Source organism: Streptomyces sp. NPDC001868 (genome assembly GCF_040297125.1).
Lineage (GTDB): Bacteria > Actinomycetota > Actinomycetes > Streptomycetales > Streptomycetaceae > Streptomyces.
This window is the reverse complement of the sequence record NZ_JBEOYO010000032.1, coordinates 74,394-96,904: the sequence shown is the minus strand read 5'-3', so window position 1 is coordinate 96,904 and position 22,511 is coordinate 74,394. Positions and strand designations below refer to the sequence as shown.

21 protein-coding genes are annotated in these 22,511 nt (G+C 72.9%); 17 read left to right on the top strand and 4 right to left on the bottom strand.

Features of this window, described 5'->3' with window-relative positions; translation table 11 throughout:
- Positions 1–24: 24 nt before the first annotated feature.
- On the bottom strand, positions 25–420 hold the full coding sequence (locus tag ABT147_RS30705; RefSeq protein ID WP_351412119.1) for a winged helix-turn-helix transcriptional regulator: 396 nt from the start codon (positions 418–420) through the stop codon (positions 25–27).
- 91 nt (positions 421–511) lie between these two features.
- Between ABT147_RS30705 and ABT147_RS30700 the strand changes: the two genes are divergently transcribed.
- From ABT147_RS30700 to ABT147_RS30690, 3 genes are all read left to right on the top strand, one after another.
- The gene (locus ABT147_RS30700) at positions 512–1,366 is read left to right on the top strand and encodes an NAD(P)H-binding protein (RefSeq protein ID WP_351412117.1); all 855 of its coding nucleotides are present in this window, start codon (positions 512–514) and stop codon (positions 1,364–1,366) included.
- Positions 1,367–1,612: 246 nt separating this feature from the next.
- On the top strand, positions 1,613–2,644 hold the full coding sequence (gene rarD, locus ABT147_RS30695) for an EamA family transporter RarD (protein WP_351412115.1): 1,032 nt from the start codon (positions 1,613–1,615) through the stop codon (positions 2,642–2,644).
- Between the two features lie 120 nt (positions 2,645–2,764).
- The gene (locus tag ABT147_RS30690) at positions 2,765–3,721 is read left to right on the top strand and encodes a M28 family metallopeptidase (protein WP_351412112.1); all 957 of its coding nucleotides are present in this window, start codon (positions 2,765–2,767) and stop codon (positions 3,719–3,721) included.
- A 249-nt stretch (positions 3,722–3,970) separates the two neighbouring features.
- On the opposite strand, the gene ABT147_RS30685 is transcribed toward ABT147_RS30690, so the two are convergent.
- The 3 genes from ABT147_RS30685 to ABT147_RS30675 all read right to left on the bottom strand — a co-directional run bounded on the left by ABT147_RS30685 (position 3,971) and on the right by ABT147_RS30675 (position 8,779).
- Positions 3,971–6,826 (bottom strand): hypothetical protein, encoded by a 2,856-nt coding sequence (locus ABT147_RS30685; protein ID WP_351412109.1) that lies wholly within the window; start codon positions 6,824–6,826, stop codon positions 3,971–3,973.
- 7 nt (positions 6,827–6,833) lie between these two features.
- Positions 6,834–7,532 (bottom strand): hypothetical protein, encoded by a 699-nt coding sequence (locus tag ABT147_RS30680; protein ID WP_351412107.1) that lies wholly within the window; start codon positions 7,530–7,532, stop codon positions 6,834–6,836.
- Between the two features lie 209 nt (positions 7,533–7,741).
- Positions 7,742–8,779 carry a peptidoglycan DD-metalloendopeptidase family protein gene (locus tag ABT147_RS30675; RefSeq protein WP_351412105.1) on the bottom strand — a complete coding sequence of 346 codons (1,038 nt, stop codon included), beginning with the start codon at positions 8,777–8,779 and terminating at the stop codon, positions 7,742–7,744.
- Positions 8,780–9,061: 282 nt separating this feature from the next.
- On the opposite strand from ABT147_RS30675, the gene ABT147_RS30670 reads away from it, so the two are divergent.
- From ABT147_RS30670 to ABT147_RS30605, 14 genes are all read left to right on the top strand, one after another.
- Positions 9,062–9,607, top strand: coding sequence for a DUF6668 family protein (locus tag ABT147_RS30670; RefSeq protein ID WP_502983189.1), 546 nt, complete (start codon positions 9,062–9,064; stop codon positions 9,605–9,607).
- Complete coding sequence (locus tag ABT147_RS30665) at positions 9,604–9,864, top strand: hypothetical protein (RefSeq protein ID WP_351412102.1); 261 nt, start codon at positions 9,604–9,606, stop codon at positions 9,862–9,864. The genes ABT147_RS30670 and ABT147_RS30665 overlap by 4 nt, the downstream gene beginning before the upstream one ends.
- Positions 9,865–10,241: 377 nt before the next feature.
- Positions 10,242–10,538 carry a hypothetical protein gene (locus ABT147_RS30660; RefSeq protein WP_351412100.1) on the top strand — a complete coding sequence of 99 codons (297 nt, stop codon included), beginning with the start codon at positions 10,242–10,244 and terminating at the stop codon, positions 10,536–10,538.
- Between the two features lie 31 nt (positions 10,539–10,569).
- The gene (locus tag ABT147_RS30655) at positions 10,570–11,367 is read left to right on the top strand and encodes a DUF8175 domain-containg protein (RefSeq protein WP_351412098.1); all 798 of its coding nucleotides are present in this window, start codon (positions 10,570–10,572) and stop codon (positions 11,365–11,367) included.
- A gap of 1 nt (position 11,368) precedes the next feature.
- Positions 11,369–12,550 (top strand): TrbL/VirB6 family protein, encoded by a 1,182-nt coding sequence (locus ABT147_RS30650; RefSeq protein ID WP_351412096.1) that lies wholly within the window; start codon positions 11,369–11,371, stop codon positions 12,548–12,550.
- A gap of 155 nt (positions 12,551–12,705) precedes the next feature.
- Positions 12,706–14,199, top strand: coding sequence for an SCO6880 family protein (locus tag ABT147_RS30645; protein ID WP_351412094.1), 1,494 nt, complete (start codon positions 12,706–12,708; stop codon positions 14,197–14,199).
- The gene (locus ABT147_RS30640) at positions 14,196–15,680 is read left to right on the top strand and encodes a putative type IV secretion/conjugal transfer ATPase (RefSeq protein WP_351412091.1); all 1,485 of its coding nucleotides are present in this window, start codon (positions 14,196–14,198) and stop codon (positions 15,678–15,680) included. Before ABT147_RS30645 ends, ABT147_RS30640 begins: the two co-directional genes overlap by 4 nt.
- A gap of 294 nt (positions 15,681–15,974) precedes the next feature.
- Positions 15,975–17,726, top strand: a complete 1,752-nt coding sequence (locus tag ABT147_RS30635) for a type IV secretory system conjugative DNA transfer family protein (protein ID WP_351412089.1) — start codon at positions 15,975–15,977, stop codon at positions 17,724–17,726.
- A gap of 58 nt (positions 17,727–17,784) precedes the next feature.
- Positions 17,785–18,201 carry a DUF4913 domain-containing protein gene (locus ABT147_RS30630; protein ID WP_351412086.1) on the top strand — a complete coding sequence of 139 codons (417 nt, stop codon included), beginning with the start codon at positions 17,785–17,787 and terminating at the stop codon, positions 18,199–18,201.
- 125 nt (positions 18,202–18,326) lie between these two features.
- Complete coding sequence (locus ABT147_RS30625; protein WP_351412085.1) at positions 18,327–18,797, top strand: hypothetical protein; 471 nt, start codon at positions 18,327–18,329, stop codon at positions 18,795–18,797.
- 8 nt (positions 18,798–18,805) lie between these two features.
- Positions 18,806–19,966 (top strand): tetrahydrofolate dehydrogenase/cyclohydrolase catalytic domain-containing protein, encoded by a 1,161-nt coding sequence (locus tag ABT147_RS30620; RefSeq protein WP_351412083.1) that lies wholly within the window; start codon positions 18,806–18,808, stop codon positions 19,964–19,966.
- Positions 19,967–20,112: 146 nt separating this feature from the next.
- Positions 20,113–21,258: an amidase gene (locus ABT147_RS30615; RefSeq protein ID WP_502983191.1), complete on the top strand. Its 1,146-nt coding sequence runs from the start codon at positions 20,113–20,115 to the stop codon at positions 21,256–21,258.
- Positions 21,255–21,794, top strand: coding sequence for an NUDIX hydrolase (locus ABT147_RS30610; protein ID WP_351412081.1), 540 nt, complete (start codon positions 21,255–21,257; stop codon positions 21,792–21,794). The genes ABT147_RS30615 and ABT147_RS30610 overlap by 4 nt, the downstream gene beginning before the upstream one ends.
- A gap of 115 nt (positions 21,795–21,909) precedes the next feature.
- The gene (locus ABT147_RS30605; RefSeq protein ID WP_351412079.1) at positions 21,910–22,506 is read left to right on the top strand and encodes a flavodoxin family protein; all 597 of its coding nucleotides are present in this window, start codon (positions 21,910–21,912) and stop codon (positions 22,504–22,506) included.
- Positions 22,507–22,511 lie beyond the last annotated feature (5 nt).

Below are 22,511 nucleotides of genomic sequence, written 5' to 3'. Positions count from 1 at the left end.
TTTCGGGGCCCGGGGCTGACTGGTTCAGGCCCGGGCCCCGTCGTACGCCTGGCGGGCCTGCTGCACGTCGTCCATGCGGTCCTTGGTCCAGGTCGCCAGGGCGCGCACCTGTTCGGCGGCCTCGCGGCCGAGGTCGGTGAGGGAGTAGTCGACGCGGGGCGGGATGACGGGCTTGGCGTCGCGGTGGACGAGGCCGTCTCGCTCCAGGGTCTGGAGGGTCTGGGTGAGCATCTTCTCGCTGACACGGCCGATGGCCCGGCGCAGCTCGCTGAAGCGGTACGGCCGCTCCAGCAGCTCGATCAGGACGAGGACGCCCCAGCGGCTGGTGACGTGCTCCAGGACGAGGCGGTAGGGGCACATCCCCTCGCCGTCCATGTCGTACTTGCTCGCGGGTCGCGTCGCCTTCTCACTTACGGCCATGCCAGTACCTTACTTCAAAGTGGGTACTTTCGCAGAGTTAGCGCACCCCCTAGGGTTAGTGGCGCACCCGCCCCCCTGGAGGAGTTTCACCATGAGCATCGTCGTCACCGGAGCCACCGGACACCTCGGCAAGTTCGTCGTCGAAGGGCTGCTGGAGAAGGTTCCGGCCGAGCAGATCACGGCCGTCGTCCGCAGCGAGGAGAAGGGCGCCGGGTTCGCGGCGCGCGGGGTGAAGATCGCCGTCGCCGACTACAACGCCCCCGAGACCTTCGACGGCCTCTTCGCCGCCGGTGACAAGGTGCTGCTGATCTCCGGCAGTGAGATCGACAAGAACCGGGTCGCCCAGCACCAGGTCGTGATCGACGCCGCGAAGGCGGCCGGGGTCGCGCTCCTCGCGTACACCAGCGCGCCGGGGAGCCTGACGGCGGCGCTCGCGAACGACCACCGGGGCACGGAGGAGGCGCTGCTCGCCTCCGGTCTGCCGTACGCCCTGCTGCGCAACGGTTGGTACAACGAGAACTACACCGAGCAGCTCGCGCCGGTGCTGCAGTACAGCGCCGTCACCCACGCCGCCGGTGAGGGCCGGGTCTCCTCCGCGGCCCGCGCGGACTACGCCGCCGCCGCGGTCGCCGTGCTGGCCGGCGAGGGCCACGAGAACAAGACGTACGAGTTGGGCGGCGACACCGCCTGGAGCTTCGCCGAGTACGCGGCCGAGCTGAGCGGGCAGACCGGCAAGGAGATAGCGAACAACGCCGTCCCCGTCGAGGCGCTCACCGGCATCCTGACCGGCGCCGGGCTGCCCGAGCCGCTGGCCGCGATCCTCGCCGGCGTGGACGCGTCCATCGAGAAGGGCGAGCTGGTCGTCTCCTCCGGCGACCTCTCCCGCCTCATCGGCCGCCCGACCACGCCGATCGCCGACTCGATCGCGGTGGCACTGAAGGCGTGACCTGACGGGCCCGAAACCCGGGGCCGCGCCCCCGGGACCACGGCCCCGGGACCCCTGAGCCACGGGGCCGCGCGCCCCGGATGCCGGCCCCAGATACTGGCCCCGAACTCCCCCTCGGGGTCGCCACCCCCGGCTGTCATGACCGTATCCCGATACGGGCATGACAGTCGGGGGTGCTCGGCGTTACCTTCGGGAGGCTGAGGGTTTGGGGGTCGCGGTGGCGCGGCCGGGTGAGGAGGAGGGGCCGTGGCGGCGCAGTCGAGGGGCGAACACCGGATAGGACTGCTGAACGGATTCGCCGCGTACGGGATGTGGGGGCTCGTCCCGCTCTTCTGGCCCCTGCTGAAGCCCTCCGGCGCGGTGGAGATCCTCGCCCACCGCATGGTCTGGTCCCTCGCGGTCGTCGGCGGCCTGCTGCTGGCGCTGCGGCGCTGGTCGTGGGCGCGTGAGCTGCTGCGGCAGCCGCGCCGGCTCGTCCTGATCGCGGTCGCGGCGACGGTGATCACCGTCAACTGGGGTGTCTACATCTGGGCCGTGAACGCCCACCAGGTCGTCGAGGCCTCCCTCGGGTACTTCATCAACCCGCTCGTCACCATCGCCATCGGCGTCCTGCTGCTGAAGGAACGGCTGCGGCCCGTCCAGTGGACGGCGGTCGGCGTCGGCTTCGCGGCCGTCCTCGTCCTCACGATCGGGTACGGCCGGCCGCCGTGGATCTCCCTCTGCCTCGCCTTCTCCTTCGCGACGTACGGGCTGGTGAAGAAGAAGGTCAACCTGGGCGGCGTCGAGTCGCTCGCCGCGGAGACCGCGATCCAGTTCCTGCCCGCGCTGGCCTATCTGCTGTGGCTGGGATCGCGCGGGGACGCCACCTTCGGCGCGGAGGGCACCGGGCACGCCCTGCTGCTCGCCGCGACCGGACTGGTGACCGCCCTGCCGCTGGTCTGCTTCGGGGCGGCGGCGATCCGGGTGCCGCTGTCCACGCTGGGGCTGCTGCAGTATCTGGCGCCGGTCTTCCAGTTCCTGCTGGGCGTCTGGTACTTCGGCGAGGCCATGCCGCCCGAGCGGTGGGCGGGCTTCGCGCTGGTGTGGCTGGCGCTGTCGCTGTTGACGTGGGACGCGCTGCGGACGGCGCGGGTGACGCGGAGGCGGCTGGAGGAGCTGACGCTCGTCACCGAGACCACCGAGACCACCGGGACGGCCGGGGCCGCCGAGGGCACGGAGAACACCGGGACCGCCGGGACCACCGGGACCACCGAGGCGCGAACCCCGCTGGCCAAATAGCACCCTTGACGGAGAGTCAGTCCCCACCGCACCATCCAGGCACCTCATTCGCCGAGATCGCCATGGACACATCAACAGTGTCGTCCATGGCGATCCTCATGGAATTCGGAGCCCCCCACTATGAAGCTCTCTGTTCCAGCCACGGGACGCGCCGCCGTCGCCGTCGCCGTCACGGTGGCCACGCTGTTCACCACCGGGTCCATGGCAGGGGCGGCACCCGCCCCGGACGCGACGATCGCCGCGGCGCCGGACCTCCCCGTGGCCAACGTCAAGGCCCACCTGACCCAGTTCCAGTCCATAGCCGCCGCCAACGGTGGCAACAGAGCGCACGGCCGGGCCGGTTACCTCGCGTCACTGAACTATGTGAAGGGCAAGCTCGACGCGGCGGGTTTCGTCACCACCACGCAGTCCTTCACGTCCGGCGGCCGGACCGGCTACAACCTGATCGCGGACTGGCCCGGCGGTGACACGAATCAGGTTGTCATGGCCGGTTCACATCTGGACAGTGTCTCCTCTGGCGCGGGCATCAACGACAACGGCTCGGGTTCCGCCGCCGTACTGGAAGCCGCGCTGGCCGTGTCCCGCACGAACTACCAGCCCACCAAGCATCTGCGGTTCGCCTGGTGGGGCGCGGAGGAGCTGGGCCTCGTCGGCTCCCGCTACTACGTCAACAACCTGTCCTCCGCGAACCGGGCCCGCATCAGCGGCTACCTCAACTTCGACATGATCGGCTCGCCGAACCCCGGGTACTTCGTCTACGACGACGACCCCGTCATCGAGAAGACCTTCAAGGACTACTTCACGGGGATCGGCGTCCCGACCGAGATCGAGACCGAGGGGGACGGCCGCTCGGACCACGCGCCCTTCAAGAGCGCGGGCGTTCCCGTGGGCGGCCTCTTCACGGGGGCGAGCCGCACGAAGACGGCCGCGCAGGTCACCAAGTGGGGCGGTACGTCGGGCCAGGCGTTCGACCGCTGCTACCACTCGTCCTGCGACAACACGTCCAACATCAACGACACGGCGCTCGACCGGAACGGGGACGCGCTGGCGTACGCGGTGTGGGAGTTGTCGGAGTAGGGCGACGTTTCTTGTGGGTGACGCCTCTCGTAGACGGCGCCTCTCATAGGCAGAGGTTCAGGTGATGTGGTTCCGGGGTCGGTCAGCGGCGTAGGCCTGCGGCCGGCCCCCGTCGAGGGTGCCTCCGGCTCCGGCTTCGATTTTGGCTTCGGCTTCAGGGGCGTTCGCCGTGACCGGCCGGGGGTTCCGGCCGGTCCGGTCGTCCTCGCCTGCCCTGGCGGGCCGCCGGGGTGGCGGTCCCGGGCGGGGTCATTGGCCGTGGGCGTACGGGGTGGAGTCGAGGGCGCGGGCCCGTTCGGTGAGACGGGTCATACGGGTGCGGGCCTTTTCGAGTTGTTCCACGTCCTCGGCGGCGGGGCCGGCGTCGTTGGCGAGGTCGCTCCAGACGGCGATCAGGTCGCGGCCCAGGTGCAGGCCCTGGAGCGGGTCGCGGACCGCGCGCCAGGCGGCCGCCGCGCTCTGGATGTTGCCGTACGCGGCACGCTGGTCGCGCATGCGGTGACGGAGGCCGGCCAGGTCGAGGGAGAGGTGGAAGGAGCGGAGGGCGTCGCCGGCCAAGTAGGCGATGTAGGCGGTCAGTTCGCGGAGCTTCAGCACCTCGGGGTGCTGGGGGCCGAGCGCCGCCGTCGCCTGAGCGACCGTCTGTTCGGCCATCTCGGCGGCGTCCTGGATGCGGCCCATCTTCACCGCCTCGTTGATCCGCGACACGGACTCCGCGAACGGTGACGGCGTACCGCCGTCCTCCTCCGCCGTGTCCAGCACCGACTCCGCCACCGCGTCGAACTCCCGTACCGGTGCGGGTTTCGGGGCGTTGTCCTCCTCCAGCACTGTCCACTCGGGAGCGGAGTACGCGTCGGTGGCGGACTCCTCCGGAGGGGCCGGTGCGAAGGGGGCGAGGTCGGGAGCGGGCGCCGGTGCGTGGGCCGGCATCGGGGGCGGGGTCGGGGGCCAGGGCTGGGGCTCCAGCGAGGCGGGCCCCGAGTCCGAGGGCGACGACGGCTCGTGCGCCGGCTCCGGGGTGGGCTCGTCGGCCGGGGCCGGGGGCCAGGACTGCGGGGTCGGGGTCGCGTGCCTCGTCTCCGGGGAGGCCAGGGCGTCCGGGGCGGGGGCAGGGGGCCGGCTCGGAGACCAGGGCTGTGGGTTCGGTTCCGGGGACGCGGGCTCCGGCTCGGGCCCCGCAGTCGGTTCGGCGGCCGGTGCGCGGGTGAAGTCCCGTACGGGCGCCGGGGACTGGGCCGGGGGCCAGGGCTGCGGCTCCAGGGAGTCCGGGGCCGACCGTGGGGTGTGCGGCGGGGTCTGGGGCGGGGTGGTGGGCTGCTCCGGGTGCCAGGGCTGAGGGGTAGTCCGGGCCTGCGGCGTAGACGGCTCGGGGGCCGTGACCGGGCCGAACTCGCCCGTCGGGGGTGAGACGGTGCCGGTCGGGACGGCGTCGCGGGTGGGCTCGGGTGTCGCGTCGCGGGTGGGTTCGGGCATCGCGTCGCGGATGGGCTTGGGGGCGGCGGGGTCGCCTTCCGGGTCGATCGGGTGGCCCGCCAGGGTCAGCGGGAGGCCCGGGGTGCGGGGCGGCTGTGCCAGGGGCCCCTCCGTCGGCTCCGGCACCGCGCGCAGCACGAACGTCGACGGCGCGACCTTGCCCGGCGCCGCCGCCGACTGCTCCGGGTTCTGCTCCGGGTGCTGATCCTGCTCCTGCTTCTGCCTCTGCGCCTGCTTCTCCTTCGCCGCCGTGAGCGGCATCGTCCGGGGCTCCCGCTTCACCCCCGGAGCAGCCTCGGCCACGGGCTCCGCCGGGGACTGCTCCGGCGTCGCCTCGGGGGCGGTCGCCTCCGGCGCGTGCGGGGGTACGGGGGCGGATGCGGGCGCGGGCTTCGCCGCCGACAGGGGAAGCGTGCTGGGCTCCCGCTTCGGCCGCTCCGGCACGGCCGGCTCCGCCGAGGGGGCCTGCTTCCCGGCCGCCAACCGCATCGTGCTGGGCTCCGGCTTGGGCTGCCCCGGAGAGCGCGCCGGGGCCTCCGGCCGCACGTCCGGCCGTCCCTGCGACTCCGCCTGCCGCTCGGCGCGCCCCGACGGCTCGGGCTCCGCCTGCGGCTGCCACTGCGGCTGATCTTGGCCCTGGGCGGGTGCCTGCGGTCGCACGTCCGAGTGCGCCTGCCACTCGGCCTGCGCCTGACCGTCCGGCCGCAGCTGAGCCTCGGCCTGCGACGGACGCGCCACCTGGGCCTGCGGCTGCTCATCCGACTGCGCTTGCCACCCGGCCTGCGCCTGACCGTCCGGGCCCAACTGACGCTCCGCCTGCGGACGATGCGCCACTTGGGCCTGCGCCCGCCACCCGGCCTGCGCCTGTCCGTCCAACCGCGCCTGCCACTCCGCCTGGGCCTGTCCGTCCGGGCTCGGCTGACGCTCGGCCTGCGGTTGGCGCTGCCTGTCCGACGGCGGCTGACGTTCGTCCTGGGCCGCCTGCGGGCGTGCGTCCGGCTCCGGCTGCCATTCGGTCTGTGCCTGTGCGCTCAACCGCGGCTCCCGGTCGGGCCCAGCCTGTGGCTCCCAGCGCCGCTCCGGCTGGGCGTGAGGTGCCGTAGGCCCCGCCGGGGTGCTCGACTGGCCCTGGGCCGACGGAAGTTGCGGCTCGGCGGCTGCCGATTCCGGTACCGAGCGCAGTACGTGTGTGGACCTGTCGCGGCGTGGGCCCTGCGCGGGCGCCTGCGGCTCCGGGGCCGTCCACGGGGTTGCTTCCTGGCCGAGGGGGGCCGACGCGGCCGTACCCGACACCGGCTCGCCCTCGGTTCCGAAGCCGCGCGGCTCGGCCACCCGTACCGGTTCCCCGGCGTAGGCGCTGGAGCCGTCTACGTGGATCTGGAGGGGGACGACGTAGCCGATGCGTTCGTCGTGGACGGTGGCGAGGACGGGGTGGCCGGTGGCCAGGGCGAGGCGGTGGAGGTAGCCGAGGGCGGCGGACTGGAGGGACTCCCCGGCGGCCGGGGGCACCGGCATGCCGCCGACCGTCGCGCCGGTCTCGGCGGAGACGCGTACGTCGATCGGGGTCGGCCGGGCCGGCGCACGCCCCGCGCGCTTGAGTTCCCGCTTCTGTTCGCGGCTGAGTCGAGTCATCGTTCCCTCACTCGGGTCGGGCAGAAGGAGAAGAAGAGGCAGGAGAAGTGGCAGGAGAAGTGGCAGGAGTTGTGGGCGCGGACGCGGAGTCGTGCCCGGACGGGGTCGGTGCCGACACCGCTGCCTCCACCGTACGCACCTCGTCCACCCGCCACGGCTCGCCCTTGCCCGAGCGAACCAGCTTCACATACACCGTGGCCTGGGGACCGGTCCCCGTCCAGCCGTCGCGGCCGTGTGCCGTGCCGTCGACGAAGAGGGCGCGGTAGGCGTCCCGGGCGGAGTCGGAGGGCGCGTCGCCGTCGTCGTCCGGCTCGACCTCGACCGTGGTCCACGCCTCGTGCGCGGCCCAGGAGTTCCACTGCTCGCCCGCGCCGCTCGCGGGGCGGTACGCGCGCTCGGCCTTCGCCCTGGCCGCGGTGAACCAGCGCGCGGAGCGCAGGACGGCGTCGTGCGGGCCGGTGTCGTACTTGGTGTCATGGCCGTACGCGACCTCGACCCACGCCTCGGCGACGGCGGTCGCGTCCGTGTCGTCGACGCCGGTGGGGCTCGGGACGTGCGCGTCCGGGCCGAGCGAACGGCCGGAGGGGAGGGGTGCCTTGGGGGTGAAGGGCGGTTCGGACGTTGCCGTGCCGCCGCCCGCCGTCTCGCGGTGGTCCTCCAGGCCGCACGCGGCGAGGACCGCCACACCGGTCACGGTCGCGAGCACGACCGCACCCGCCCTGCGGATCCCGCCGTCACGCCCCGCGCGCCCTCCGCGCCCTCCGCGCGCTTCGCGCCTCGTGTTCACCCTCATCCCCCTCCTCACCTCAGTGTCCTTCCTCGCCGACCGTGCCGTCCACGCCGACCGTGCCCACCGTCTCGTCCACTCCGCACGCGTCGTCCGCGTCGGCCGCCGCGTCCCCGTCTCCCCCGTCGTCACCGCAGCCCCAACCACGGCGCCGGGTCGACGTACGTGCCGTTCCGCATCACCTCGAAGTGGAGGTGGGCGCCCGTCGAGTAGCCCGTGGAGCCGACGAGGCCGACGCGTTGGCCGACCTTGACCTTGTCGCCGACGCCGACGCTGAGGCCGGACAGCATGTGGTTGTAGGTCGTGGAGACCCGGTCGCCGTTGATGGTCCCGTGGGAGATGACGACGCGGTTGCCGTAGCCGTTGCTCCAGCCCGCGAAGGTGACCTCGCCGTCGCGGGCGGCGAGGACCGGGTTGCCGGCGGCCACGCCGAAGTCGGTGCCGGTGTGCAGTTTGCGGACCCCGAGCGTGGGGTGCATGCGCCAGCCGTACGGGGAGGTCACGGGCGGGTTGCCGGAGAGCGGCATCGCCATCTCCCGGCCGTCCGGGAGCTTGCCGGGCGGGTCGTCCACCGACTCGTACTTGGAGATCAGGGACTTGATGCGGGCGACGTAGTTCTGGGTCTCGGTGTAGGGCGGGATGCCGCCGTACCGCTCCACGGCACCCGGGCCCGCGTTGTACGCGGCGAGCGCCAGGTCGAGGGTCTCGCCGGTCGCCCGGCCGCTGTCCTTGTAGCCCTGGACCTGCTTGGCGAGGGCGCAGTCGTAGCGGCCCTGGGCCATGATCGCGTCGCCGGGGTCGTACGGGGAGACCCGGCCGTTGCCGTCGTCGTCCCTGCCCCAGGACGGCCAGGTGCCGGGCATGAACTGGCTCAGCCCCTCCGCGCCCACCGGGGACTTGGCGTTCGGGTTCCAGCCCGACTCGGCCTCGATCTGCGCGGCGATCACGGCCGGCTTGATGACGTCGCACATGGCGCCCGCCTTGAGCACCCAGGGCACGTACTCGGCCGGTACCTGGCCCGACTTGAGGCCGCCGCCGACCCCCTGTTCCTCGGCCTCTGCCTCGCCGCCGCCGCTCACCGCGACCATCATGACCACCGGCATCAGCACGGCCGCCACACAGCCGCCGACGACCCAGGTCGTGACGGACCCTCCCCCGTTGGACATCTGCTCCCCTCAGCGTCGAAGCGGCGGGACGACGCCAGTTCCGTCATGTTCCTGCCACTTGAGTCCAGTCAGACGAGTCTCGCCGCTCACCCTCCTCCCGTGCGTCACCGGCGCGTCACAGGCTCGTCGCAGGAACTCACGTCCCGATTCCCAAGCCGCCCGCGGGCCGTGAGGATCAGGGGGTGGGCGCCGGCACTAGCAGGGCGCACCGGGTGGGCCGGGCCCGTACGACAGGCGTGCCGGACTCAGGAAGACTGCTGTGATCAGCGGCGGAAACGGGGAGTGGTGGAGAGCGGTGATGCGGTGATGCAGCCGGGCACGGAACAGACGGCGGCCGGGCCGGAGATCTGGGTGCGCGGGCCGGTCGCGGAGCCGGAGGTCCGGCCGGATCCGGCGCCCCTGGCGACCGCGAACACACGGCGGTTCTCCTGGGTCGCCACACACGGCGGCGCCGGGACCACCACCCTCGCGACGGTCTTCGGCGGCCATGACGCGGGCCGCAACTGGCCCCGGCCCGAACACGGCGATCCGGCGTCGGTACTCCTGGTGGGGCGCACGCACGCCGCCGGGCTCGACGCCGTCTCGCACACCCTGGACATCTTCCGGCGGGGCGACGCGCCGCCGGGACTCGACCTCGACGCGATCGTGCTGGTCGCGGACGCGCCCGGCCGGCTGCCCCGGCAGCTGGTGCAGCGCGTGAAGGTGATCGGTTCCGTCATAGACGTCTACCGCGTGCCCTGGGTGCCCGCCTGGCGCACCGGCGATCTCGACGGGCCGCCGCCGAGGGAGAGCGCGTCGCTGGCCCGTCTGACCGGGAGGACCCCATGAGCGACACCCTGTACGCCGCCGCCACGACACTGGCCGCGCCTCCGGCGGTGGTCACCCGTGAGCTGAACTACGTCCTGAACATCCTCGCCTGGCTGGTCACCGCGGCCGGGGTCTGCGGGCTGCTGCTCGTCGGCTCGCGGATGGCGATCTCCCTGCGGTCGGGGGAGGGCGACGAGCACCTCAGTCAGTTCGCGATGGTCATGGGCGCGTGCATCATCGGCGCGACGGCGGGGCCGATTGTGGGGTTCGTGCTGTAGGGAGACTGTAAGCGGGACGGGACGACGGCCCGCCGGTTCTTCGTGAACCGGCGGGCCGTTGTCGTGCGCGAATCACCCCCCTGTCGCACACCGGTGCGAGCCCTTCCGCTTCGCCGCAGGTCCCGGCGTTTCTGACGGCATGTCACTGTCCCGGACATGACGAGGAGTTCCCGTCTGTCACGAGCACGTCACCGACCGGTGCTGGATCACTACATCGCTTGGTTTCGACTCACAGGAGTCGCCAAGCTCACAGGGCGACCGGGAACCCGGACCCATCACGCCGGCCCCGAAAGCATCCCAATGTCCCATCCGCTCACATCGGTCGACGTCGGCCCGCCGCCCACGGCGGGGCGATCGAGACAACGGGGAGAAACCACATGCTGCACGCGATAGCCGCCAAGGCCCATCAGGCCGTCTTCCTGGCCGACGGCACGGTCCCCAACCCCAACCGCGACGCCCCCGCCGAACTCACCGGCAAGGTCGACACCGTGCTCGGCATCGTCGCCTGGGCCGGCACCGCCGCGGGCGTCGCGGGGGTGCTGATCACCGGCGCCATGATGGCGATCTCCATGCGCCGCGGCGAGGGCTCGGAGCACATGGGCCGGCTCGGCATGGTCCTCGGCGGCTGTGTCCTGGTCGCCACCGCCGGCCCGCTCGTGAACTTCGTCTTCTAGCCGTCCGAGCACGTCGAAAGGGGGAGCGACGATGCTGAACTCCGGCCGGGCCCAAGGGGGCAGCGGGGAGTGGGAGCAGCCGTTCTGGCAGCAGCGGGGCTGGATCCTGTCGGCCGGGTTCCTGGCGGTGCTGCTCGTCCTCGCCGTTCTCTTCGCGGTGACGGGCGACGGCGACGAGGGGCCGGCCGGTTCGTCCGGCGACCCGAACCCGGCACCCACCTCGAAGCCGTCGGACCCTGGCTCCGGCTCGGACTCCGGTGACGGCAAGGGGACTTCGGACGTCCGGCCCGCCGGCTGCCGCACCGACGACCGCGACCAGGCCAAGCCCACGAAGGCGCCGCGCGACTTCCACTGGAAGGCCAACGGCACCGGCCTGGTCCCGGTCTCGAAGGCGGCGGGCCCGCTGAAGTACGACGGACCGGTCTGGTCCTGCTTCGCGCACACCCCGCTCGGGGCCGTGATGGCGGCCCACTCCATCACCGACCACCTCAGCTACGACGGCTGGCGCGAGGTCGTCGACCGGCAGGTCGTGCCGGGCGCGGGCCGCGACGCGCTGATCGCGAACCGCTCCCAGGACGCCGACAAGTCCACCACGGGCTCGCCGGACGCCGGTGGCTACGCCGGCTTCACCGTCCTGTCGTACGACGAGACGCAGGCGACCGTGATGGTCCTGGTGCGCGGCATGGGCGACGGCGGCTTCGGCTCCGCCTCGGTGACCGTGCGCTGGCGGGACGGCGACTGGAAGCTCTCGCCCGACCCGGACGGCACGGTCTACAGCGGTGTGTCGCAGGTCAGCGGCACCGACGGCTTCGTCACCTGGGAGGCGTGAGATGGCCTGCTCCTGGAAGGTCTACGACTGCCTGATCGAAGAGGGCGGCAAGCAGTTCACCGAGGGTGCCGTGGTCGTCTTCGCCAAGGCGATCGGCGACGGCGCGGCGGAGGTGCTCAAGGCGCTCAACGGCGTCTGGCTGAACATCGACGTGAACGACCCGACCGGAAACGGCGGCGGCCACGGTCAGGCCGCCCCGGGCAGTCCCATCGGGCAGATCACCGCGGAGATCAACTGGATCGTCGGCTACGTGGCGGTGGCCTCGCTGCTGCTCGCCGCGATCCGGATGGCCGTGGACCGCAAGGGCCAGTCGATGAAGCAGGCGTTCATGGGGATGTGGAAGGTCATCCTCGTAGGCGCGGCCTCCGTCCCCGTGGTCACGGCCCTGATGACGGCGTCGGACGCCTACGCCAAGGACGTGTACGCGCGGTCCGATCTCGGTGACAAGGCCGCCGAGATGCTGGGCGTGCTGACACTCAGCCAGCCGGGCCTGGTGCTGATCTTCGGTCTGCTGGTGATGCTGTCGAGCTTCGTGCAGATCGTGCTGATGTACATCCGCATCGGCGTCCTGATCATGCTGGTCGGCACACTGCCGCTGGCCGCCGTCTCCTCGATGACCGGGTGGGGCGACGGCTGGTGGAAGAAGCACATCGGCTGGCTCGCGGCCTGGCTGCTGTACAAGCCGGCGGCGGCCCTGATCATCTACTCGGCCACCGCGATGACCAAGGACACCAAGGACCTGAACCAGGTCATCGCGGGCATGGGCATGCTGATCATGGCGGTGTTCGCCCTGCCCGCCCTGCTGAAGCTGATCGTCCCCGCCACGGCCGCCCTCGGCTCCACCTCCGGCGGCACGGTCGCGCTGGGCGCCGCCAACAACATGGCCTCCGGCGCGGTCAGCATCGCGGGCAGCGCCGTCGGCGCGGCGGGCCAGGCCGGCGGCGGTGGGGGCGGCGGTTCCGCGGGCCCCCAGGGCTCGCCCTCCTCCGGCGCGGGTTCCTCCGCGGGCGGGGCCGGTGGCGCCGGCGCGGCGGCCGGCACCGCCGCCGCGGGCGCGGCCACGGCGGGCGCGGCCGTCGCGGTCCAGGCCGCAGCGGTCGTCGTCCAGACGGGCATGCAGGCGGCGTCCGAGGTCGCGGGCTCCCTGGACGACAACGACGGCATGAAGGGCCACAACCAGTAGCCCCAGCCCCTGGAAAGGGGCCGCAGGCCCTCTTTTCAGGGGCGCGGGGAACTGCGCGAGAAGCCCCACGCACCCGCAGCCGCCATCCGACACCGCACCACCCGAGCTCGTAGGCACTCACCACCCAGCGACCTCAGCCGGAAGAAGGAACCCGCATGTCCACCGACGCCCTCACGCGTCCCACCTACGGAAACTGGCGCAGACCCCGCCGCCCCGGCCTCGGCCCCCTGGGCCTCCTCGGCACGGTGGTCGCCTTCGGCGGACTCCTGGTCGCACTGCTCGCCTCGCTGGTCTCGCTGACGGCCGCGATCCTCGTCCTCATCCCCCTCGGCCTCTTCCTCGCCCCGCTCGCGCTGCGCACGGTGGACGGCCGCAACATCTACCAGGTGGTCGCGGTGCGTATCGGTTGGCTCAGGCGCAAGGCGAACGGTTCGACGACGTACGTCTCCGGCCCGCTCTCCAGGCGCCCCGGTGGCCGCTACCACCCGCCGGGCCTGCTGGCCCGCACCAAGATGTACGAGGGCCGTGACGCCTACAACCGCGCCTTCGGCGTCCTCCACCACCCCGGCCGCAACCTCTGCACGGTGGTCCTGGCCTGCGAGCCGGACGGCGGTTCGCTGGTCGACCCCGAGCAGGTCGACATCTGGGTGGCGTCCTGGGGCGACTGGCTCGCCCGGCTCTCGCACGAACCGGGCCTGCGCGGCGCCCAGGTCGTCGTGGAGACCGCCCCGGACACGGGGACGCGGCTGGCCGCCGAGGTCCTGCCGCGTATCGCGCCGGACGCCCCGGCGGCGGCCCGCGCGGTCATGGAGGAGGTCGTCGCGCGCTACCCGTCCGCCTCCTCCGAGATGCACACGTACATCGCCCTCACCTACGGCCCCACCGGCGGCCCCAAGCGGAGCGTCGACGATGTCATCACCGACCTGTCGATGCGGCTGCCCGGTCTGCTGTCGGGCCTGGTCGCGGCCGGCGGCGGCTCCGCCTACCCGCTGTCCGCCGAGCGGCTCGCGGAGACCGTACGGGTGGCGTACGACCCGGCCGTCGGCCCGGACGTGCTGAGCGCGCGGAACGAGAACTCCACGACCGGCCTCGAATGGGCGGACGCGGGCCCGGCGGCGGCGGTCGAGTCCGTGCAGTCGTACCGGCACGACTCGGGTGTGTCACGGACGTGGATGCTGACGCTGGCGCCGCGCGGCACGGTCCGCTCCAGTGTGCTGCGGGGTCTGCTGGAGCCCGCGACGGGCACCCGCCGCAAGCGGGTCTCGCTGGTCTACCGGCCGATCGACCCGGCGACCTCCGCCCGCATCGTCGAGGCCGACCGGCGCACCGCGCACTTCATGGCGGGCTCCAAGCGGGGTCTGGTCCAGGCGCGGGCCAGTTCGGAGATGCAGGCGGCGGAGCAGACGGCGGCCGAGGAGGCGGCGGGTGCCGGGCTGGTGGAGTTCTCGATGATGGTGACGGTCACCGTGGACAGCGAGGAGCAGCTGCCGGACGCGGCGATCACCGTACGCAACCTCCAGGCGTCGTCCCGCATCCTGATGCGCCCCGCCGACCGTATGCAGGCGTCCGCGTTCACCTGCACGCTTCCCGTCGGCCTGCTGCCGTGGGAGCACACCCTCGTTCCGTACCAGATCAGGGAGGCGCTGTGAGCAAGCCGGTTGACCCTCGACCCCGTACGGCGCCCCCGCGTGGATGGTTCGGGCCCGGCGGCGGCCAGGTCGGGCATGTGGACCCGCCCGCGATGTGGCGGGCGACGACGGTCCAGGCGTGCGGGCTGTGGCCCTTCGCGGCGGGTTCCGGTGCCCCGATGACCGGGGTGCCGCTGGGCCAGCATCTGCACACGGGTGCGACGGTCTGCGGTGACCCCATCTCCTGGTTCACCCGCGCCCGTTACATCTCCAACCCGTCCCTGTTCATGCTCGGCATGCCGGGCCTCGGCAAGTCCACGCTGGTCAACCGGATGCTGATCGGCATGTGCGCGACCGGTGTCACCCCGCTGGTCCTCGGCGACCTGAAGCCGGACTACGCCGACACCGTACGGGCGCTCGGCGGCCAGGTGATCTCCATCGGGCGCGGGGTGGGCGGCATCAACGTCCTCGACCCCGGCGCGATGGGCGAGGCGGCGGCCCGGATCGGTGGCGAGCGGGGCCGGATCCTGAGGGCGGAGGCGCACGGCCGTGTCCTGAACATGGTCGCGGCGCTCATCACCATCGTCCGGGGCCGCCCGATGGACGACCACGAGCAGTCGGTGCTGTCCGCCTGTCTGCACCACCTCACGGAACGTACGAAGCCGGGGCGCGCCCCGCTGCTGCCCGACCTGCTGAGGGTGCTGGACGAGGGCCCGGACCGGGTGCGGGCGGTCACGCTGGACCGGGGCGATGTGGCGCGCTACCAGGAGGCGGTGGACCCGCTCCACCGCTCCCTGTTGGGCGTGCTGGACGGTCCGCTGGGCGACACCTTCGCCTCCGAGACGTCCACCCGGATCGACCCGGCCTCGCCCGCCGTCTGCGTCGACATCTCCCGGATCGGCGAGGCGGACACGCAGCTCACGGCGGCGGCGATGCTGGCGGCGTGGTCGGACGGGCTCGGCACGGTCGCGGCGGCGCACGCCCTGGCCGACGCGGGTCTGGCTCCGCAGCGCTGGTTCTTCACGGTGCTGGACGAGTTGTGGCGTCCCCTGCGGGCCGCCTCCGGCATCGTCGAACGCATCGACGCGCTCACCCGTCTCAACCGGTCCCTCGGCCTCGGCGACGCGAAGATCACGCACACGTTGAAGGACGCGGAGGCGCTGGGCAGCGAGGCCGACCGGGCGAAGGCGCGCGGCTTCGTCGAGCGGGCCGGGATGGTCGTCTGCGCCGGCCTCCCCCGTACGGAGATGAAGGAACTCGGCGAGATCGTCGGCCTCTCCGAACGCGAGATCGACCTCGTGTCGTCCTGGTCCTCACCGCCGGGGTGGGCCAGCACGGGGGGCAACGAGGAGCCGCCCGGTCGTGGGCGCTTCCTCATCAAGGTGGGTGGGCGTCCGGGGATCCCGATCAAGGTGTCGATCACCGACACGGAGCGGGACCTCCACAACACGAACACCAGGTGGACCCCGAAGCCGACGCTCTCCAAGGCGGGGCGCCCATGAACTCGGGGGTTCGGGTACGTGGGCGACCGCGGGCCCGGTGGGGCTTCTCGCGCAGTTCCCCGCGCCCCTAAAGGATTCAGGCCCTGACGGGCCTGAGAAACACGGGGCGCAGCCCCTGCTTCTCAGGGGCGCGGGGAACTGCGCGAGAAGCCCACCGAGGCCGCACCCGCCAACGAACCGAACCCCCCGTGCTCGTATGCGTGGGCGGGGTCGAAGGGGCGGCAGCTCCTGGGGACGGGACGGGTAGGGGCGGCGGGGGCGAAGGAAGATGAATCAGTCGACGGGGGAACAGAGATGAGTACACGCAAGCGACCGCACACCACCACCGACGACCTCCTGCCCTGGCTCATCCCCATCACCGCCCTACTCATCGGCACCCTCTTCCTCACGGCCTGGCTCGGCGGCACCCTGGCCGCAGCCCTCACCGGAGCGGGCTGGACCCCACCCCCCTTCACCCTGACGACGATGAAGACCCTGGTGACGGAGGGCCCGGCGGCCGTATGGCCGACGACCTCCCCCGCAGCGGTCACCGCGGGGATGGGAGCAACCTTCGGCGCCACCCTCGCCCTCCTCCTCACCCCCGCCGTACTCCTCCGCCGCCGAGGCGGACGAACCCCCGGCCTGGCCACCCGCCGCGAACTCGCCGCCCTCCTCCCGAAGGCCGCCGCCACCAGGTCCCGCCAACTCCGCCCCTCCCTCCCGAAGTCCGGCAAACTCCCGCCGGACGACACGGGCAACCTCCTCGGCGACCTGGCCCCCGCCGGCCCCGAACTCCGCAGCAGCTACGAGGACGTGGAGCTGGACCTGATGGCCCCGAGGGCCGGCAAGTCCACCGGCATCGCGGTGCCCCGCGTACTCCGCGCCAGGGGCAGCGTCCTGCTGACCTCGAACAAGGCGGACGTGTACAGCGTGACCCGGGCGGAGCGCGAACGGGCGGGCACGGTCTGGACGTTCGACCCGCAGGGCATCGCGCACACCCCGCGCACCCTGTGGTGGGACATGCTCGCCGACGCCGCCACCATCGAGGGCGCCCGCCGTCTCGCCGGCCACTTCGTCGGCGCGGTCAACGACGACGCGACGAAACGCGACTTCTGGATCTCGGCGGCCCAGAACACGCTCACCGCGCTCTTCCACGCCGCCAACCGGGGCGGGCGCCGGATCGGCGAGGTACTGGCCTGGCTGGCGGACCCGGCCGACCGTACGCCGGTCGACCTGCTCCGCGACGCGGGCATGGCGGCCCTCGCCGACCAGCTCCAGGGCACCGTCCAGGGCGCGGTCGAGACCCGGGACGGCATCTACGAGACGGCCCGCCAGTGCGTGGCCTGCCTCCTCGACCCGGCGATCGCGGCCTGGGTGAGCCCGGACCCGGACCTGCCGCAGTTCCTGCCCGAGCGCCACGCCCTGTCGTCCGACACCCTCTACCTGCTCTCCAAGGACGGCGGCGGCTCGGCGGCCGGGGTCATCGCCGCGTGCGCGGACTCCGTACTGCGCGCGGGAGTCGTGGCGGCCGAACGGATGGGCGGCCGTCTGGACCCGCCCATGACGGCGGTCCTCGACGAGGCGGCCAACGTCTGCCGTATCTCCGACCTGCCCGACCTCTACTCCCACTTCGGCTCGCGCGGCATCAACGTCGTGACACTCCTGCAGAGTTACCGCCAGGGCTCGCGGGTCTGGGGCGAGGCCGGGATGGACGCGCTGTGGAGCGCCGCCACCATCAAGCTGCTCGGCGCGGGCCTGGACGACGCGGACTTCGTCGAGAAGGTCTCCCGGCTGGTCGGCGAGCACGACGTGTCGACGGTGAGCCACTCCCGCGGCAAGGACAGCCGCTCCCGCACCACGTCGTACCGCCTCGAACGCATCCTCCCCGCCGACCGCATCCGCGCCCTCCCCAAGGGCACCGCCCTCCTCCTCGCCACCGGCGTTCGCCCCGCCCTCGTCCGGCTGCGCCCCTGGTACGCCGAACCCGGCGCCGACCGCATCGCCCTCGCCGCCCAGGCCGAGGTCAAGGCGATCACGGCGAGGGCGGCGGAGGGGATCGTCCGGTGAAGGGACACGCGTACGTGCCCCCGCGCGTGCCACGAACGCTCTTCGAAGGGAGCACCCGATGACCACCACCGTCGAACAGCAGGGCCTCGAACAGCCGCTCCCCGCCGGACCGCCGTTCATCCTCTACCTCGACGGCGCCGAGTACGACGAGGAGATGCGCGCCCTGGCCGTCTGGGTCGGGGATCTGCTCCTCCCGGTCTACGGCCGCGAGGTCACCTCCCAGCAGCCCTGGTGTCCACGCTGGTGGGAGCACCTGGAGGCGGTGGCGCGGCTGCACGCCCTGTGGCTGGCCTGGCAGGAGCTGACCGACCCGGCGGCGGGCGCGTCCGGCCCGGCGGTCTGGCACCGCGACCACCTCGGCCCCGTCCTGGCCGAACTCCGCTCCCCCGGCGGCCCGTTCGCGGGCTGCAAAGCGGGCGCCCACCGCGCGAAGCAGCCGCCGGGCGTGGAGCCGTACGGGGCGACCACCCCATGAGCCGGGCCGGCCGGACCACAGAGACCGTAGAGACCGCACGGGACGAACCCATGAGCCCCCGGGGCCGGATGATCACCCCCCTACCCTGGACCGACGGCACAGCGGATCAGGAGAGACGGACAGCCATGAACAACCCGACGGACAACTCGGCCCTCCGCTACTTCGAGGACGTCGTCGACTGGCGCCACCGCCGGGCGGGCCGGGCGCACACGCTCGTCCGGGCGGCGCACTCCCCCGTCACCGGCCGCGCGGTCGCCGTCGTGTCGGAGCTGGCGAGCAACCCCGACGACCGGGGCATCACCGACGACTTCGGCAGCGTCGCGGACGCCGTACTGCCCGCCCTGCGCCGGGCGTTCGGCTCGGAGCCGGTCGAGGTCTTCTGGATCGCCCACTTCGGCGCGTTCTCGTACCACGACCCGACCGGCCCGGAGTCCTTCACCCTGATCAGCCTCACGGCGGGCCCGGACGGGCACACCGACGACCTGTCGGGCGACCGGACGTTCACCGCCCGGGACGTGGAGGAACTCCTCGGCCACGGGCTCGAACCGGTCGACCGGGTGCTCGCCCGGATCGACCACGAAGCGACACGGGGGTGACCTGACCGATGACCGAGCATGTGTCGGGGCGTGACGTACTGCGCCAGGCCAAGGAGTTGTACGCCCCCTACCGGGACACCGTGGCCCAGGCGGAGCAGCGGGTGGCGATCATCCGCTTCCAGCCCGCCGAGAACGATCCGCCGGAGTGGAAGGCGAAGCTGGAGGCGTCGAAGGTCTCCGCCGAGCAGAAGGTGAAGAGCTTCGAGCACCTGGGCTTCGAGGCGAACCATGTGGTGATGCCGCCGGGGACCACACGTGCGCAGTTCGCGGAGGTACTGGAGCGGGCCAACCAGGATCCGGCGACCCGGGCGATCATCGTGCAGTTCCCGCCGCCGGCCCACCTCCAGCCGCTCGTGCAGCGGATGGACCCGGCCAAGGACATCGACGCGCTGACCAAGGGCCGTTCCCCCTACACCGCGTGCGCCACGGCCGAGGGGATCTGCCGGGTCGTCGAACCCTTCGCCGGGGACGACCCGGTGATCGCGGTCGTGGGCAGCAAGGGGTTCGTCGGACAAGGGGTCGTCACCACGCTGCGCGACCAGGGCCACCGGCTGATGGAGCTCGACGCCGGTGACGACCTGCGGCGGGTACGCGACGCCGACATCGTCGTCTCCGTCACCGGCAACCCCGGCATCCTCGGCCCCGACCACCTCCGGCCCCATCACCGGCTCGTCGTCGACTCCGGGTTCGTACCGCAGGCGGACGGCAGCGTGAAGGGCGACGTGCAGCGGGAGGCGTACGACATTCCGCAGCACCTCACGCCCGTCCCCGGCGGCATCGGTCCCGTCGAGATGGCCACCCTCATGGAACGCGCCGTGCGCCGCGAGGTGGACCCGGGCGCCCCCTCCTGGAAGGTCGAGCCGCGCCCGTACCTGACCAAGGAACAGCTGGCCCACGGCGACCAGGAACCGTCGAAAACGGTGGTGGCTGGGGCGACTGCGGGTACGGCGGTGGCGGCCGGACAGCATTCGCAGAACCAGCCGCGGCCCGGGCAGCAGGTGTCCGGCGGCAACCCGATCGCGCAGGCCGCCAAGCTCCGTACCGGGGCCGGGAACGGGGGTGTCGGCCCCGGTACGGCAGGCCCCACGGCCCCCGGCCCCTCCGCACCGGCCCGCACCCACGCACCCAACCCGCCGATGCCGCCCGCGCCGGGCGGGCCGAGCCGGTGAGCCGCCGTGGAGAGCCCGTGAGCCCCGGAAGAGCCGTACCGCCGCACGCCTCCCTCCCGCCCCTCCCGTCTCTCCCTCCCCTCCCGCCCGACGGTTTCCCGGCGCTCTCGGCCGTGCGGATCGCCGCCGCCGTGCGCGCGCGTGAGGTGCGGGCCGTCGACGTGGTGGCCGAGGCGCTCGCCCGGATCGAGCGGGCGGAACCGACGCTGTGCGCGTTCGTCGAGGTGTGGGCCGAGGAGGCGTTGCGGCGGGCGGCGGAGGTGGACGCGCGGGTCGCCTCGGGCGTCCGGCTGCCGTTGGCCGGGGTACCGATCGGGGTGAAGGGGCGGGCCGGGCTGCGCGCGGCGCCGGCGCGGTCGTTGATCGCGGCCGGGTGCGTGCCCGTGGGGGCGACCTCCGTACCCGGTCCCGGCACCGTCTGGCAGACCTGGGGCCTCGGCGCCGGCGGCCGGACCGTCAACCCCTGGCGGGCCGACCGGACACCGGGCGGCTCCTCGGCCGGGTCCGCCGCGGCGGTCGCCGCGGGCCTGGTGCCGATGGCCACCGGCACGGACGGCGCCGGTTCGGTCCGCATCCCGGCCGCCTGGTGCGGCGTCACCGGCCTGAAGACCACGAACGGCCGCCTCCCCTCCGCCGACCGCACGGGCCTCGCGGCCCCGGGCGTCCTCACCCGCCACGCGTCGGACGCGGCGGCGTACTGGCGCTGCGTGACGGAGGCGGAGCGCGAGCCGGACGGGCCGGGGACCCCATCTCCCCCCGTCGCCCTCTGGTCCGCCGACCTCGGCTTCGCCGACACCGACCCCGAGCCCGCCGCGATCGCCCACGGTGCCGCTCTGCGCCTCGCGGACGCGGGCCTCGTACGGCTGCTCGTGCGGCGGCCGGACGAGACCCTGTGCCTCCGGGACCCGGCACCGGCCTGGCTCGCCCTCCGCACCCCGGCACCCCACTCCAGCGCGGCCGGCCGCCGGGCCGCCGAGGAACTCCGCGCCGAGAACGACCGCCGGCTCGCCGCCCCCTTCGCCGAGGCCGACCTCATCCTGACCCCGACCACACCCAACGCCCCCCACGGCCACGAAGGCCCCGGCGACCGCTACTCCACGGCCCTCACCTGGGCGTTCAACCTCAGCGGCCACCCGGCGATGAGCATCCCGGCCGGCTTCGACCCCGACGGCTGCCCGGTCGGGCTCCAACTGGTGGCCCGGCACGGCGAGGAAGCGCTGTTGCTGCGGGTGGCGGAAGCCGCCGAGGCCGTCCGTACGTACCCCGACCCAGATGCGGAGCCCCCGGCATGAGATGGACCATCCACGGCGAACGCACGCTCCACGACACCCCCTGGGTCCGGCTGCGCTCGCTGGACGTCGAGCGGCCCGACGGCACGCGCGGCGACTACGACGTGGTGCGGCTGCGGGACCTCGCCGTCACCGCGGCCGTCGACGACCGGCGGCGGGTCCTGATGATGTGGCGCCACCGCTTCGTCACGGACACCTGGGCCTGGGAGCTGCCCATGGGGCTGGTCGAGGACGGGGAGCGGCCGGAGGAGGCGGCGGCGCGGGAGCTGGAGGAGGAGACCGGATGGCGGCCGCGGTCGCTACGGGAACTGCTCTACGCCCAGCCCGCGGCCGGGATCACCGACACCCGGCACTTCGTGTTCCGCACGGACGACGCCCGGCGCGTCGGCGAGCCCACGGAACGGAACGAGTCCGACCGTCTGGAGTGGATCCCCCTGACCGACGTGCCCGGCATGATCACCCGCCGGGAGATCGTCAGCAGCGCCACCCTCGTCGCCGTCATGGCCCTGCTCCTGGAGCTGCCGTCCGCCCCGGCGTGACTGACCGGACCCCTCGACATCTCATGCATGCGCATATATTGTCCATGCAGGTAATCGTCGTGCGCCACGTACCCATGTCTCACGTACCCATGTCTCACGTACCCAGGGGGACCCCATGACCCGCCGCTTCCTCTTCGTCCTCGGCAGCAGCCGGCCGGACGGCAATTCCGAGATGCTGGCCCGCGCCGCCGCCGAGCAACTGACCGACGGGGTCGAGCAGCGGTGGCTGGATCTCGCGGAGCACCCGTTGCCGGACTTCGAGGATCTGCGGCACGACAGTGATCATGTGCGGCCGGAGGGGGACAGCAGGGCGTTGCTGCTGGACGCCACGCTCGCGGCCACGGACCTCGTGATCGTGTCGCCGCTGTACTGGTACTCCGTGTCCGCGCACGTGAAGCGGTATCTCGACCACTGGTCGGGCTGGCTGCGCACCCCGGGCCTGGACTTCAAGAAGAACATGGCCGGCCGCACCCTCTGGGGCGTCACCGCGCTCGCCCACTACGAGGAGGAGGTCGCCGAGCCGCTCATCGGGACGCTCAACAACTCCGCCGCGTACATGGGCATGCGGTTCGGCGGAGTCCTGCTGGGCAACGGCAGCAAGCCCGGTGACGTACTCCGTGACACGGCGGCCCTGACCCGCGCGAAGACGTTCCTCACCCAGGAAGCGCCGTACGCGCGCTTCCCGTACGACACCGACGAGGCCGCCGCCTGAGTCGC